Below are 14,651 nucleotides of genomic sequence, written 5' to 3' on the forward strand. Positions count from 1 at the left end.
AATTTGAAGGACATAGCGCTTAGTCGTCGAACTGTATAGGTTGGTACGTAACAAATATGTAACACAGCCTATTGCACCAAAAGTAACGGTCGAAGATTAAACAGCGTAAAGTCTAGCGCACGTAGTTGGAGGCTTATATGAATATTGGTCTGTATCTATCCGAGTCGAATGGGGAGGTAAGCGGGGTATTTGATGTATCCGGACTGGCCGGTGAATACATGGATCTCTCGGTGGTCCGGGTGTTCGACAACTTCTTCCTGGCAAGGTCGATCAATACCATCAAGACTGATATCGCGGACAACAACCTTGACGCCATCGTTTTTGCGGGCGACTCGCCGACGTATTACCAGAACAACAGAAAGGCCGGCTCTATCATCAAAGAGATAGAGGCCAGCGGGATCAACCTCAACCGGATCGGGTTCGCCAATATCAAAGAACAAGCGGCTCTTCCCCACAAGACAAACCCCCAGGGTGCACGCCAGAAAGCAAAGCTCCTTATAGATGTAGCGATAGAAAAAGTAAAAACCTCACCGGCGTTTGAGGTTCTCGAGTTTCCTCCGAGAAAACGGGTCGCCATTATAGGCGCTTCCCTTGAGGGAATCGTTGTCGCCGAGAGGCTCCTTACGCATGGCTACAAGGTGTATTTAATAGATAAGGACGGCAAAGTGCGCATGCCCGAAGAGGAAAAAATCTTTATGCGCACATCGGTCGGCTACGTGCTCGGGCACGAAAACCTGCAGGTGTTCTCTGAGACCACGGTAAAAGAAGTCATCGGGCGCAGGGGCGATTTCGTCGTAACCGTCGAGAAAAACGGCGTTAGCCAGGCGTTCCCAGTCGGGGCCATCGCGGCGACTACCGGAAGCGATCTTGAATACACCGATGAGTTACGCTCGGTCCTGTATCTTGCCGTAGACAAGGATGGCTATTTCAAACCGCTTAACCGCCATACCATGGCTACCGCAACCAGAAGGGCGGGCATGTTTATCGTTCCCCCGGCAGACTCCGTGACTTCTAAAGTATCCTATGCCGAAAGCGCGGCGATGGGCATTGTGGCCCTTCTGGATAAGGAGGAGCTGCTCTACGAGGTCCCCGTTTCCCAGGTGGACGAGCGCCTCTGCGGTGGATGCGGCACCTGTATAAAGACCTGCATGTTTAAGGCTTCAAGCATCGATGAAGCGAAGAGAATCGCAATTGTGGATGCTATGCGCTGCCGGGGCTGTGGTAACTGCGTCACATCTTGCCCGACGGGCGCACGGGACTTGCTTGCCAATCCGACCAAGTATTTGCACTCGGCAATCGAGATCCTCGCCGAGCTCCCCTCCAACGGGGACCCCAAGGTGCTCTATATGTTGTGTGAGGGCTGCGGCTATCCTTCTTTGGATATCGCAGGGGAATCGGGTACCGACTACTCGGTCAATATCATGCCGCTCGGTGTCAAATGCGGCGCCAGGGTCGATACACAGCTCATCCTTGAGGCGTTTGCCAAAGGGTTTGACGGCGTTATCATAGGTAAGTGTAAAGAAGATAAATGCCAGAACCTCGTGGGTTCTGTCGATCTCGATAGAAGGGCCAACCTCTTTAGAGAGATACTGAGAAGCAGGGGAATCAACTCAGACCGTCTGAGAATCGTCGCCATGGATGGATGCGAGGACGCGGCGGCCGCCGAAGTGGCAGAGACCTTCCTTACCGAACTCAAGACGATGGAGGTTACAGTATGAAAACAGTAGCTACTGGGATTTTGGAGGGTTGTTTCGGCTGTCACATGTCGTTGCTGGACTTGCATGAGGAGATCCTCGATGTCCTTGGCGCTGTAGAAATCGTATACTCGCCGATCATCGACACCAAAGATTTCGACCATGCCGATATCGGTATCCTGGACGGGGCCGTTGCAACCGAGGACAACGAAGAGACCGCCAAGAAGTTCCGCGAAAAATGCGATATTCTCATCGCGCTCGGCACGTGCTCGAGCTATGGCGGCATCCCCGGTATGAGAAATCTTTTCGACCTGCAGGATGTCTTAACAAGCGTCTACGGTGACAAGATACCGTCTTCGAATGAGATACCGAAACATTTACCCGAGGTGAAATCGCTCGACCAGGTGGTAAAGGTCGATTACAAGATTCCCGGCTGCCCACCGCTGCCCGCCGACATTAAAAGCGCGCTGCTCGCCCTCATCAACGGGGAGGAGCCGGTTGAACAGACCCGCGGTAAGTGCGCCCAGTGCACCCGAGTGAAAAAAGAACTTTACGTACAACGGCGAGATTTCGTAACCGACGGCGTAAAAGCGGTTATGGAGCTTGATACCATAGACCCGGAAAAATGCTTCCTTGAGCAGGGGATTGTGTGTATGGGCCCTGTTACCAGAGAGGGCTGCCACTCGAAATGCCCCAGTAAAGCCAATATGCCTTGCAGGGGCTGTTGGGGCCCGACCCCGGGAACGACCGAGGTGGGAGCGAAAATGGTCAACTCCCTGGCTTCGATTCTTCCGGCGGGGGCAATGATGTTTATGGATGATATCGTCGGCACCGGATACCGGTACTCTATGGCGATCTCAGAAGTTCCGGGAAAGATTCGGAGGTAGGATATGGCAAATATAGTAACGATAGATCCGATAACAAGGATAGAAGGCCACGGTAAGGTAACGATCCATCTCGATGACTCGGGAACCGTCGAGTCGGCGCGCTTCCACGTCATGGAGTTTCGGGGGTTTGAGAAGTTCTGCGAAGGCAGGATGGTGTGGGAGATGCCCCTTATCACAACGCGAATCTGCGGCATATGCCCGACCGCACACCACCTGGCATCGGTTAAGGCCTGCGAGGCTGTCTTCGATGTCGAGCTGCCGCCGGCCGCAAAGAAGCTACGCGAGCTGCTTATCCTCGGCTCAGGCCTTGAAGACCAGGCGCTCCACTTTTTCTTTCTGGCCGCACCCGATCTTGTCCTCGGACCCGACTCCGATCCGCTGAAGCGTAACGTTCTCGGTATCATAGATGCCAACAAGGACCTCGCCGTAAAAGCCATCACCTTGCGCAAAATCGGCAAGAACATCGTCGAGCGGGTAGGGGGAAGCTCGATCCACCCGGTCACCGCCATTCCCGGCGGCATGAGCAAGCCTATCACCGGCGATGATAGATACAGCATGCTCAAGGATGCGGACAAGGCGATATCTTATGCCGAGCTGGCTCTCGACATAGCGAAAGATCTCTTTAATAAATATGCCGAGCTGGCGCCGTCTTTTGCAAATTTTGATACCATGTATATGGGTCTCACTAGGGACGGCATGTTCGAAGAATACGACGGCACGATTCGCGTGGTCGACAAAGACGGCGCCACCGTCGCCGATTTTTCACCGCAGGATTATGCCAATTATATCGACGAATCCATCGAGGATTACTCCTGGACCAAGTTCCCCTACTGGAAGGCGGGGGGCGAAACCTACCGTGTAGGGCCTCTGGCCAGGCTCAATGTTGCCACTGATATCAGTACGCCTAAGGCAAAAGCCGCATTTGGCGAGTTTAAGGCGATCGGCAACGGAAAACCCCTGGGCGGCTCGCTTTATTACCACTATGCGAGGGTAATCGAGCTATTATATAAAGCGGAGAAGATAAAAGAGCTTCTGCAGGACGATGAAATCATGAGCCAGGATGTTCGCGTTAAGGTCGAGCGAAAAGCCGGCGAGGGCGTCGGTGTCGTCGAGGCGCCGCGCGGCACACTCATCCACCATTATCAAGCCGATGATTTCGGCAAGCTTATAAAGGCAAACCTTATCGTACCGACAACGCATAACAACAAGGCGATCGACAAGGCGATTGCGATGGCAGCAAAGGACAACATCAAAGGCAAGAAACTCAGCGAGGGCATCCTTAACCTGGTTGAGATGGCGGCGCGGTGCTATGACCCATGTCTCTCCTGCGCCACCCATGCCATCGGAAAGATGCCGCTCGAGGTTACACTCTTCAGCCACGATGGGCTTGTGCTCGATTCGATTAGGAGGGCTTAAGATGACAATCGATGAACTCAAAGAGAAAATTAGGCCGGATATTGAGTCGACGTTCGGTGGCATTATGGCTAACGTGCTCTTTACCGGCGCCAGGGTGCGGGTCATGGGAGAGGGCAAAGGAATGGATGAAAACCAGCGCTGCAAGCTGTTTGTCGAGTGCATAGGAAGCGATGAGAAATTCGTCGGTATGCTCGGCGCGGCCGGTGCAAGAAGCAAAGTCCTGACCTGGACGAGCTACATCAGGTAGACGGTTCTTAACGCTCACTATAATTTTTGGCGGTTATCGTATAGCTATCGCAACGTTTCAATAAGGCGACAGAGTTCTTCTGCAGCACAACGGGCCAGCTTTTGGGCTGGCTCTGTTAACTGCGCTCCAAAAGAAAAGTCATAACCGCGCACGGCGCAAACGAACGCCCTCGGTGTCGCCCCATAGATCTCTCTTGCCATGACGATAAGCTCTTCGGGTGATGAGATATGGGTCACGTTTATACTATCCTTCTGCGCACCCGTGATCTCCCGCATTTCAACATCCCCGAGCCGCTCGCTCACATGCGCATCCACAAACACCACCGCATGACTCTTGCTGATAGCTTCCGCATCCACCACGTCAAGCTGGTGCCGTCGAACGATTTCTATATCGGGCACCCCCAAAAGGCGCTCTAACTCGTCCAGCACGATATGAGCAACCCCATCATCGCCCATCAAAGGGTTTCCATATCCGATTACGGTTGTTTTTGTATCCATGGCTCTATTATAGCTCCATTAGGCCTCAATTATGTCTCTGTTATGTGTCTATTATATGTCTGTTATATCCGTGAGCGGAACTATTCCGATACCACCTCGGTCTCTACTCTCTGCCTGGTCACCATCACCAAAAGCAGGCCTGAGGCGATGATGAAGAGGCCGCCGAGGATGGTGGTGGGCCGCGGGATCTCGCCTAAGAAAATCGCCGCGAACACCACTGCGCTCGCCGGGTCGAGGTAGGTGAAAACGCCGACCTGCTGGGCTTTTACATCACGCAGGCCGTTAAGGTACAGTGCTGCGGCAAAGGCGGTATGAAACGCGCCGATCACAAACAGTATAAATAGGGTAAGCGGGCTGATGCTGACCTTATAGATGAAGAGCGCCGGACTTAAGATGATGGCGCCGACCAGCTCCTCGTAAAAGATGATGGCAACGGGATCGATCTTGTCCGCAAGCGGCTTACTTATGATGACAAGAATCGCATAGGTTATGGCGGAGACTATAGCCCACAGGATACCCGCAAGGGCGTTTTTGCTCAGTCCGGTAATCGACGGGGACACGATAAGCGCTATCCCAACGAGCGATATGGCCAGGCTTGCTATGGTAATCTTCTCGAGTTTTTCCTTTAAGATCAAGGGCGCAAGTATCGCTACCAATATCGGTGCGGTGTAGGTTATGAGGACCGCATTTGCTACCGAGGTGAGCCTTATGCTGAAGAAAAAGGCGGTCCAGTTGATCGTCAGAAGTATGCCCATCGCGATGATCCAATAGAGTCGTTTGCCTACTGCGAGCGTTTCTGCCTTGCGACTCATAGCGATATAGACAAGGATGGCGATCGCGGCGAAAGCGACGCGATAAAAGACCAAGACCAGGGTTGGGAGGTGGATGAAGCGTACCACCGTCCCGAGTGAGCCCCAGATAATCGCCGCCATAATTATTTTAAGATATCCCTTCATAATGCTCCCTGTAAGTTTTACGAAGTTGTTTTTACGGCACTATCACATATATGTTCCCGAACCGGATACGCCCCTCAAAAAAACAACAAAGCAAAGCGAAAACCGCTTTGCTCGGGTAGACATCCCTACTAGATTATACGCTTGTTATGTGTGGCCTTAAAGCCCAGGTTAGAGAAGCGATGCCTCGACAGTAACGCCATCATTAGTATGATACAAGTATACTTTAATAAAGGCGTAACAATTTTCCTAAACCCTGTCATGATTTTGCCGAGATTTAAGGATAGGACACCACATTATTTTGAAGGAGATGCAGCAGATGTTTTTAGTACCATTTTTAGTTTTAGGCGTAGCTATTGGATACATCCAGGGCGGTAGGATGAGCGCCCTTTCTAAGATCTCACTTCGTCACGGATCACTCGTTATTATGGCGCTGGTTATCCAGCTGACCCTCTTTGTGTGCGGTTTTACCCCATACAGCGCGCTTCCCGAAGGAATGGTCGCGAACATCGTCTCATATATGCTTGTCATCGCATTTTTATTCCTCAACAGGCAGGTCAAGTTAATCGAAGTGGTTGCCGCAGGTCTTACCCTTAACTTCCTGGCAATCGTCTCGAATGGGGGATATATGCCCGGTCCAACCGCGGCGTTTGCAAGCAGCGCCCTCGATTCGGCCGTATCCTCGGCCCAGGTCGCAAATGCCGAATCATCGTTGTGGTTTTTAGGTGATACCTTCACGTTGCCGCTTTTCTCCTCGATAGGCTACGCTTTTAGCATCGGTGATCTCGTCATAGCCCTTGGAATGTTTGCGATAATCCGGGGAACGATGATCGAGCATCGGGCAGAGCTTGCTATTGCAAGGGAGCGTTACCAGCCAAAACACCTGGCACGTCCGGTTCGGTTTAAAGAGAGCGCTTAAACCCCAGGCCCCACTAGTGTTCTTCGCTTTCGTACCCGGTATCGGTTGCGGCTAAGAGAAGTTCTTTGGCGTGTTCGTAATCGTCTTTGTGCACGTAAAACACGATAGTGGCGAGGGGTGTATCGTAGACGTTGTACCCGAGGTGGAGTACCGGCGAGGTGTTGACCATACTGAATCTGATGCCCGCGCTTTCGAGAAGCGATCTGACGACGGCGGCTTCGGGGCCCGACATGGTGGTATAAAGCTCTACGATATCGTTATCCACGAATTTCCTTACCATTTACTTTAAGCTTTGTTCTGAATCTCTTCTTGCAGGGCTTCTGGGGACGGAAACGGCCTGTTGGTCTCATCGACAAAGACAATCCGGGGTTTGAAGCCCTTGAGTTCGTCCTCTGCGAGGACCGCATAGGCGAGGATGATTATCAGTTCTCCAGGGTTCATCAGCCTTGCTGCGGCGCCGTTGAGGCAAATCACGCCCGAGCCGGGTTCTCCGGGAATGGCATACGTTTCAAGGCGCACGCCGTTATCCACGTTGACTACGTGTACCTTCTCGTTTTCCAGTATATCCGCCCGCTCCATCAGCTCGGCGTCGATTGTGATGCTCCCGATGTAATCGACATTTGCCTCGGTGATGACGGCGCGATGAATCTTGCTCTTCAACATATGACGTTGCATAACGTCCCCCTGCTCACAATGTAAAACAATTTACCATAATTATCAAGACCCAGGCTTAATAAGCGCATTGTCGATAAGGCGGGTCTTGCCAACCCTGGCAGCTATTGCGATGAGCGTGTCGCCCTCGATTCTCTCGACGGGGGACAGGCTCTCAGGATCGCATATCTCAAGGTATTCTAGCTCGATAAGCCGCTCATTTTCAATCGTTTCCTTAAGTTCTGCCGCGATTTCGCGTGCGTTTGTTTTACCTCTATGTACCATATCCTGAGCGAGTCTAAGCGCTCTTGAGAGGGCAAGCGCCGCTTTTCGTTCTTCGAGAGACAGGTAGGTATTCCTTGAGGACAGAGCAAGCCCGTCGTCTTCACGCACCGTGGGCACGCCGACGATCTCGATATCCATGTTAAGGTCGCACACCATCCGTTTGATAACGGCAAGCTGTTGCCAGTCTTTAGTGCCGAAGAGCGCGATGTCGGGTTCAACGATATTTAAGAGCTTGCTCACGACGGTCGCGACGCCCTTAAAATGTCCCGGCCTGCTCCTACCGCACAGCACGTGCGTCATGTTTCCGACTACCTCTACAGAGGTCGAGTATCCTTCTGGGTACATCTCCTGTGTCTCTGGCACGAACAGGAAATCTACGCCGGCCCTTGCGGCTTTTCCCCTATCGCCCTCGATATCCCGTGGGTACTTGTCCAGGTCCTCATTCGGCCCGAATTGGGTCGGGTTTACGAAGATGCTTACCACAACAACGTCCGCCAGCCTTTTGGCCTCACGCATGAGCGTAAGATGTCCCTCATGCAGGTATCCCATGGTGGGCACAAACCCTATTTTCTTACCTCGCGCACGCTCTTCTTTAAGCGCCGAGCGCAACTCGCGTATGGTTCTTATTTCCAACATCTAACCCGTGAAATCTCCTTTACTTTCCCTTCAGGCCGCGGTCGACTTCTTCCATGAACTTATCGAGCGTTTCTTTATCCATGTGATAGGATTGCTCGCCGGCGGGGAAGACGTCGCCCCTGACATCGTCGATGTAGTCCTTAGCCGCCTGGTTGATGATGGCGCGCAGATTTGCGTACTGCTTGACGAATTTGGGGACGAATTTCTCGAACATCCCGAGCATATCGTTTACGACTAGCACCTGGCCGTCGCAGGCCGGTCCGGCGCCGATGCCGATCGTGGGGATCTCAAGGCTTGCCGTGACGAGTTCTGCGAGCTCCGAAGGGATTTTTTCAAGCACGATGGCAAACGCGCCGGCCTCTTCAAGGGCGATTGCGTCTGAAAGGAGTTGTTGCGCATCCTCGATGCCGCTTGCCTGTATGCCGTAGCCGCCGAACTGCAATATCGATTGCGGGGTAAGGCCGAGGTGGCCCATGACCGGGATGCCGGCGTCCGTCATCTTTTTGACCAGCCCCACGATGCGCTCGCCGCCCTCGAGCTTAAGCGCATGCGTACCGGTGAACTTCATGATGTTGCCGGCGTTTTCCATCGCTTTCTCATCGGATACCTGGTATGACATAAACGGCATATCCGTCACTACCATCGCCCGTTTTGTGCCGCGCACCACCGCTTTTGTGTGGTGCATCATGTCCTCGACGGTGACGGGAAGCGTGTTGTCGAGTCCGAGCGTCACCATGCCGAGCGAATCGCCGACAAGTAGGATATCGACGCCCGCCCCATCCAATATATTCGCAAACGCGTAGTCGTAGGCCGTCAGCATCGTTATCTTCTGGCCCTTGGCTTTCATCTCTCGTACCGACTGAACCGTTACCTTATCCATCTTCAACATCCTCCCGGGTTGCTCGGGCACCGCTCAACATGACGAACTCCACCGAGCCTTATTTTTCTCCATCATCAACTTGGTCCCTCTTTAGCACTGCGGTTAGTCGCTCCGCGGCCTCTGCGTTTAATGTGCCCTTTTGAAGTGCAATATCTATAGTCTCAAGCCCTAAGGCTTTATATACGTCCAACATGCCGGCGTCTGGAACACCGCCCTTATCATCATCGAGCTGCGCCAGGCTTTCAAGGTGTTGCTCGATGACGTTCACGTCGCCGCGCGCTATCGGGCCGGTCAAGGCGGCGATGGTCCCCACGCTCTCGATATTGGCGACCGTGCCCTTAACGAGGGGTATCATTGCTTCGAGTGCCGCGCTTTCGTCGAACCCTGAGGCGGCGTAGAGCTTCTTCGCGAGATGAAGCAGGGTAACGAGATAGTTCGAGGTGATGCAGGCCGCCGCGTGGTACAGCGATTTATCCTCATCGGCGACCTCAACCGGTTTGCCGCCGAGGTCGCGAACGATTCCGATTGCGACATCTTTTGCCCGGCCCTCGGCGGTAACGCCGAAATAGGAGCCGGGAAGCTTTTCGACGGCAAGTTCTGCGCTCGCAAACGACTGGATAGGGTGGATGCTCGCGACGTTCGCCCCGGCCGCCTTCGCCGAGGCGAGCAGCCCTAACGAACCCGCACCGCTCATGTGGATAACGGTCTGCGAGGCGTTGAAGGCCCCTTGTATTGCAATCGTATCGCAGACCGCCTTGATTTGCTCGTCTTTGGTCGTGATAAGAACGATATCCGCACCCGTTATCGCCTCCGCGCTATCAAGCGTCAGGCGTGCTCCCGGTAGGAAAGGGGAAGCTTTATCAAGAGACGCTTGTGTTGCGGCGGTTGCCGCTATCAGGTGATGTCCTCTCCTAGCAAGAAGGCTGCCGACCGCGGTCCCCACTTTGCCCGCGCCGATAATCGCAATTCGATGCGTGTCGTTTCTCATTTTACTCCCGATAACCCCTCGTTTGTGCTGATAGTGGGATTGTACCAATTTTGCGTGCCGGTGGCTACTTCATGCACACCGCGCAAAAACTGCCGGCCCGTTTGATGATCTCAACCGTCTCGAATCCGGCGTTCGTAAAGAGGTTATAGAAGCTCTCGCGGTTGAAATAGTATTTTGGGATGTCTTTGGCGGTAAAACCGCGAAGCTTGGGGTTAACAAGGCCTAATCCATAGAGAAAGAACAAAAACGCCCGGTCGCGAATGTCTTGTCCTCTATCGGGTTCGATGAATATCGCTGTTTTACCGGGCTTGAGAACGCGGTAAAGTTCCCGCGCGGCTCGTTCCTTGTCCGGGACCGCCTCCATGGCGCCGCCGCAGACCAGCTTATCGAACCGGTTGTCCTCAAACGGGAGGTTCTCGATATCCCCATGAACGAATTCTATATGGTCGACGCCCACCTCACGGGCATTTTTCTTAGCGAGTTTTAAGAAAGTGGGCGAGAGGTCGACCCCATATATTTTCGCATCCGGCACGCGCTCGGCCATTTTGATGGCGTAGATACCCGGCCCGGTGCCCGCATCCAGCACGACTTCACCCTCGCCGGGGTCGAGCGTGTCGAGGACAAACGGCATGATTTCGGTATCCGATTTATGGGTTATCTTTCTGAAGAATGAGTAAAGCGGCGCAAACGCATCATAACACTGAATGGTTCGTTCTTTATCTATCGGCATGCTTATAACTCCTGTGTCGATCTTCGTCTCTACAACTAGTAAAAGAACCTGCAATGAACAGGTCGAAATCGTAGAGTATTTACCCGTCCGTGCTCCTGGTAAATCAGCTCATGGGGAGAGCGAAAGGGGAGTTGCCTCTAGAGTAAAAGTCAATCATCCGGTCCGGTACCCGTTCCATCTAGGCCTTGATTTTCTCCAGGACGGCGCTCATCGGCATCTCAAGGCCGTTTGCTTCTAAGAGAGCCTCGTCCATGAGCATCTCACGCGTGGGCCCATCCGCCAGTATCTTGCCATCGGAGAGGATAAGGGAGCGCTTGCAGACACGCCAGGCGAAATCGAGGTTGTGCGTGGTGATGAGCATGGTGTGGTCCAGATTTACCAATAGGTGCTCGAGACGGGTGCGCGTTCTGGGGTCGAGGTTGCTGGTCGGCTCGTCGAGCACCAGCACTTTAGGCTGCATGGACAGTACCGTTGCCAGCGCTATGCGTTTTTTCTGCCCGAAGCTTAAGTGATGCGCACTCTTGTTCGCCGCCCACAGCATGTCGACGACCTCAAGGGCGCCTCGAACCCGCTCGATTACTTCGGCTTCGCTTAAACCCTGGTTGATCGGCCCAAACGCCACATCGTCAAAGACGGTCGTTAAGAAGAGCTGGTCGTCCGGGTCTTGAAAGACGAGTCCCACCGAGGAGCGTATGGCGGCCAGGTTCGCCTTTGTAGGCGCGAGCCCGTTGATGGCAAGTTCGCCCTCGCCGTGCAAGGTACCGTTGAGGTGCATGAGAAAGGTCGATTTACCGGCGCCGTTTTCCCCAAGAAGCGCCACCCGCTCACCGCGACGAATCTCAAGGTCGACGCCTTTTAGCGCCGCCGTGCCGTCCGGGTAGTCATATGTCAAGTCGGCCGCTTTTATAATCAAGTCCAACGGTCAAACCTCCATAACAAAACCTTATAACATATTCTGAGACTTCGTAGCTAAAATCTTATTGCGAGGATAGCCACCACTAGCGTTAAGAAAACGACGCCGAAGAGCGCGTCTCGTGCCGCTAACGCCGGTGTGTCCAGCGTTATGATGGTACCTGAATACCCACGCGAGACCATGGCCGCATAGACGCGCTCAGCCCGCTCGTACGAGCGGATGAAGAGACTTCCCACCATTTGTCCGATGACCTTCAGGTGCCAAATGCGCCCGCCGCCAAATGCGCGAGCGTCGCGTGCACGCAGCATCCGCTTGACTTCGTCGGTCAAGACCCACATGAAGCGGTACATGAACGAGAAAAGCATCGTGATGACTTTGGGCATGCGCATCATCTCGAGGCCTTTGACGAACTTGGGAAATGGCGTTGTCGAGTACAACATGATTGCGGTGAGCACTGAAAGCCATGATTTAACGAGCGCGTTAAAAAAGATATAGAGACCGCCGTGCGTTATGGCGGCGCGCGTAAATCCCAGGTTGTAGAACTGCGGATGCGGTTTATCCGGCATAAAGACAAGGAATATCCCGGCGAAAAGCACGAAGGGCACTGCGATAAACGAGCGCTTTAGGCCAAAGCCGAGCGAGACACCGGACACCAGATAGAGCGCGCCGATGAGCGCCGCAAAAAAAGCAAACCGCACCACTTCCGAAGCCGGTGTCAGGACGATCGCAAATATCAAGCCGATAAGCGCAATTGTCTTTGTGCGCGCATCCAACCGGTGGATGTGCGAGTCCGCGTATGCGTATACTTCAAACGAATAGGTGTGCGAGTGCTGATGGGCCTTCTCGTCCGGTTGCTCCTGCCCGTGGGTCGACGGGTGATAATGCGGATGCTTGTGTAGCACGTTGCCGTGTTTATGCTCGTGCAGGTGGATATCGGCATGGTCGTGATGCGCCACACCGCCGTTACCGGTATGCTCATCGCACACTAGCTTGCCCTCCCGGCCGAGCGCCGTTTAACCGCCACGGCGATGCAGTACCCGATCGAAACGGTGAGCACGACCCCTAGTAGGCCCGCTACTCCGGTCGCAAGAGTGCCGCTTAAGCCCGGTATCGCGTAGTGGGGCAGAAGGCCGCCGATCCCACCGGATTCTTTGCCCGCAAACCCGATATCCTGGGCGACCCTGTTGAGCCCGTCGGGAAGCGAAGAGGCGAGCGGGGAGAGAAAGAGCGCGCAAAACGCTGCAACCCCACCGAACAGCACAAGGCTTCGCCAATCAAGACCACCCTCGCTCTTAACGAGGTCGGGTCTCACCCTGGTCAGGTATCCTATTGTAGTCGCTGTGATCAGGCCTTCGCCAAGACCGATTATTAGATGCCAGCCCGCCATGAGCGAGGCGGTGATAACGAACGGGGAGGTACCGGAGACCGCAAGCTCGGTCGCCGCCGCAAGCGCTGTGATAATAGTCGACACAAGCCCGGCGACAAACGCTCCACCGGGCATACTAAAGCGCCTAAGCGCCCCGTATATCCAGTAGGCGAGCAGGGGGGCGATAATGGCCATATTGAGGACGTTGGCCCCGAGCGCGGCGATACCGCCGTCGCCGAAAAGAAGCGCCTGCACCGATATCACCGAGAGCATCACGAGTATCGCCTTCCAGGGGCCGAGCAAGATCGCGGCGAGCGCCCCGCCAAGGAAGTGACCGCTCGTGCCGCCCGCTACCGGAAAGTTGATCATTTGGGCCGCAAAAATAAACGCGGCCAGCACGCCCATCAAAGGCGGGTCTTTTTCCTCAAGCTCTTTATTTACCTTTCTTATCGCGTACGCCACAGCCGCTCCCGAGGCCGCCGCGGTGGTTATCCAAGTCCTGGTATCTAAGAAACCATCCGGGATATGCATTTCAAACTCCTGCGTATGTATTAAGGATTAGAAATATGGATGTGCGGGTGTCCGTGATCATGGTCGTGATCGTGCACCGCCGCAAACGCCGCTTCGAGCAGCGTAGTGACTTCAGTCACCTTAACCGCCGCTTCCTCGAGCCGCCCTGAAAGTAGTTTCTCATGCGACGCCCCCGCGAGCCGCGCCCACTGCTCGGTGTTGCCCTTAAGCAGCTTCGACAGCTCCGTTAACTGGTGAATCGCCAACTTGTAGTCGGCGGTATTGATTCCTGCCTGACACATAAACTCCACCTCCGTAAAATACAAAAACCACGAATACTGCGAAGTTCGCTTCGCTGTAACCTTCGTGGTCATTTAGATTATAGTAGCTATTCGATTCTAGATGCGACTTGCTTGCTACGTGATTTGAGTTTCGACTCAAAAACGTTATAGCAGAAAGTATAGCACGTGTTACCCGACGGCGCTATTCCTTGGGCTCAAGAACCACCATGTGCTCAAGCAGTTTAAGCTCCTTAAACTCGGCCTTGATCTGCTTCTGCTCGCCGAAGAGGTCGACAAGCAAGAGCTTATCTTCGACCGGCGTAATCGATATCACGTCCTTCATCAGGATCTCTTGTTTTCCGTCTTTTTCAACATAGACGTTGGTCTCACACATTTTCTTTCACCTCCGCACTGCGGTTTGATGTAGCGTCGTTAACCGCCGACTTTACCAGTTTGATAGTCTCGTCCATCAGGTGGGGGAGTGGTAAATCGCTCACCCCGACAAGGTCGATATGCTTGCCTAGCGGCAGCAGTATCTTCCTGGCTTTCGACAATGACAGGTACTCGGCCATCCCCGGCGTAAGTTCGCCCATAAACGAGTTCGGGATCATAATCGAAACAGGGCCGATAATGACGTCCGCCTCGGGGACGGTGACTTTAAACGCGTTCTCACCGCTTGCGCCAAGGTTAGCACCGGCTTTCATCATTGTGCTCACGGCTATCGCGTTTGTTCCAAGCGCGAGTATCTCTATTCTATCGGGGAGGACCTCCCGCAGGCGCGTTATTATCTGCTGTCCT

19 protein-coding genes are annotated in these 14,651 nt (G+C 53.9%); 5 read left to right on the top strand and 14 right to left on the bottom strand.

Going from position 1 to position 14,651, the window contains the following annotated elements; genetic code table 11:
• The first annotated feature begins 137 nt into the window (after nt 1–137).
• The 4 genes from ACYC56_RS06800 to ACYC56_RS06815 are packed head-to-tail and all read left to right on the top strand — an operon-like array spanning nt 138 to nt 4,244.
• A complete protein-coding gene (locus ACYC56_RS06800) occupies nt 138–1,718 on the top strand; it encodes a hydrogenase iron-sulfur subunit (RefSeq protein WP_461373426.1) in 1,581 nt (526 codons plus the stop codon).
• Complete coding sequence (locus ACYC56_RS06805) at nt 1,715–2,581, top strand: NADH-quinone oxidoreductase subunit B family protein (RefSeq protein WP_461373427.1); 867 nt, start codon at nt 1,715–1,717, stop codon at nt 2,579–2,581. The genes ACYC56_RS06800 and ACYC56_RS06805 overlap by 4 nt, the downstream gene beginning before the upstream one ends.
• Nucleotides 2,582–2,584: 3 nt before the next feature.
• Nucleotides 2,585–3,997 (top strand): Ni/Fe hydrogenase subunit alpha, encoded by a 1,413-nt coding sequence (locus tag ACYC56_RS06810; RefSeq protein ID WP_461373428.1) that lies wholly within the window; start codon nt 2,585–2,587, stop codon nt 3,995–3,997.
• 1 nt (nt 3,998) lies between these two features.
• On the top strand, nt 3,999–4,244 hold the full coding sequence (locus tag ACYC56_RS06815; protein ID WP_461373429.1) for a hypothetical protein: 246 nt from the start codon (nt 3,999–4,001) through the stop codon (nt 4,242–4,244).
• Nucleotides 4,245–4,288: 44 nt separating this feature from the next.
• On the opposite strand, the gene ACYC56_RS06820 is transcribed toward ACYC56_RS06815, so the two are convergent.
• Nucleotides 4,289–4,741 carry a hydrogenase maturation protease gene (locus ACYC56_RS06820; protein WP_461373430.1) on the bottom strand — a complete coding sequence of 151 codons (453 nt, stop codon included), beginning with the start codon at nt 4,739–4,741 and terminating at the stop codon, nt 4,289–4,291.
• A gap of 80 nt (nt 4,742–4,821) precedes the next feature.
• A complete protein-coding gene (locus ACYC56_RS06825) occupies nt 4,822–5,697 on the bottom strand; it encodes a DMT family transporter (RefSeq protein ID WP_461373431.1) in 876 nt (291 codons plus the stop codon).
• 316 nt (nt 5,698–6,013) lie between these two features.
• Here ACYC56_RS06825 and ACYC56_RS06830 point away from each other — a divergent pair, with 316 nt between their 5' ends.
• Nucleotides 6,014–6,613, top strand: a complete 600-nt coding sequence (locus ACYC56_RS06830; RefSeq protein WP_461373432.1) for a DUF5317 domain-containing protein — start codon at nt 6,014–6,016, stop codon at nt 6,611–6,613.
• A gap of 13 nt (nt 6,614–6,626) precedes the next feature.
• On the opposite strand, the gene ACYC56_RS06835 is transcribed toward ACYC56_RS06830, so the two are convergent.
• The 12 genes from ACYC56_RS06835 to ACYC56_RS06890 all read right to left on the bottom strand — a co-directional run.
• The gene (locus tag ACYC56_RS06835) at nt 6,627–6,893 is read right to left on the bottom strand and encodes a putative signal transducing protein (protein WP_461373433.1); all 267 of its coding nucleotides are present in this window, start codon (nt 6,891–6,893) and stop codon (nt 6,627–6,629) included.
• A 5-nt stretch (nt 6,894–6,898) separates the two neighbouring features.
• A complete protein-coding gene (panD, locus tag ACYC56_RS06840) occupies nt 6,899–7,288 on the bottom strand; it encodes an aspartate 1-decarboxylase (RefSeq protein WP_461373434.1) in 390 nt (129 codons plus the stop codon).
• Between the two features lie 42 nt (nt 7,289–7,330).
• Nucleotides 7,331–8,185, bottom strand: coding sequence for a pantoate--beta-alanine ligase (gene panC, locus ACYC56_RS06845; protein ID WP_461373435.1), 855 nt, complete (start codon nt 8,183–8,185; stop codon nt 7,331–7,333).
• Nucleotides 8,186–8,204: 19 nt separating this feature from the next.
• Nucleotides 8,205–9,065: a 3-methyl-2-oxobutanoate hydroxymethyltransferase gene (panB, locus tag ACYC56_RS06850; protein WP_461373436.1), complete on the bottom strand. Its 861-nt coding sequence runs from the start codon at nt 9,063–9,065 to the stop codon at nt 8,205–8,207.
• 58 nt (nt 9,066–9,123) lie between these two features.
• On the bottom strand, nt 9,124–10,053 hold the full coding sequence (locus tag ACYC56_RS06855; RefSeq protein ID WP_461373437.1) for a Rossmann-like and DUF2520 domain-containing protein: 930 nt from the start codon (nt 10,051–10,053) through the stop codon (nt 9,124–9,126).
• A 64-nt stretch (nt 10,054–10,117) separates the two neighbouring features.
• Entirely contained in the window at nt 10,118–10,783 is a 666-nt protein-coding gene (locus ACYC56_RS06860) for a class I SAM-dependent methyltransferase (RefSeq protein WP_461373438.1), read from the bottom strand.
• A gap of 178 nt (nt 10,784–10,961) precedes the next feature.
• The gene (locus ACYC56_RS06865) at nt 10,962–11,702 is read right to left on the bottom strand and encodes an energy-coupling factor ABC transporter ATP-binding protein (RefSeq protein WP_461373439.1); all 741 of its coding nucleotides are present in this window, start codon (nt 11,700–11,702) and stop codon (nt 10,962–10,964) included.
• 50 nt (nt 11,703–11,752) lie between these two features.
• The gene (cbiQ, locus tag ACYC56_RS06870) at nt 11,753–12,682 is read right to left on the bottom strand and encodes a cobalt ECF transporter T component CbiQ (RefSeq protein WP_461373440.1); all 930 of its coding nucleotides are present in this window, start codon (nt 12,680–12,682) and stop codon (nt 11,753–11,755) included.
• Nucleotides 12,682–13,593 carry an energy-coupling factor ABC transporter permease gene (locus ACYC56_RS06875; protein ID WP_461373441.1) on the bottom strand — a complete coding sequence of 304 codons (912 nt, stop codon included), beginning with the start codon at nt 13,591–13,593 and terminating at the stop codon, nt 12,682–12,684. The genes cbiQ and ACYC56_RS06875 overlap by 1 nt, the downstream gene beginning before the upstream one ends.
• A gap of 20 nt (nt 13,594–13,613) precedes the next feature.
• Nucleotides 13,614–13,874, bottom strand: coding sequence for a hypothetical protein (locus ACYC56_RS06880; RefSeq protein ID WP_461373442.1), 261 nt, complete (start codon nt 13,872–13,874; stop codon nt 13,614–13,616).
• A gap of 181 nt (nt 13,875–14,055) precedes the next feature.
• Nucleotides 14,056–14,247, bottom strand: coding sequence for a CooT family nickel-binding protein (locus ACYC56_RS06885; RefSeq protein WP_461373443.1), 192 nt, complete (start codon nt 14,245–14,247; stop codon nt 14,056–14,058).
• Nucleotides 14,240–14,651: DUF3842 family protein (locus ACYC56_RS06890; RefSeq protein ID WP_461373444.1), on the bottom strand; the 412-nt coding region annotated here is incomplete at its 5' end. The genes ACYC56_RS06885 and ACYC56_RS06890, both read right to left, overlap by 8 nt.

The organism is Candidatus Aquicultor sp., from assembly GCF_054640775.1.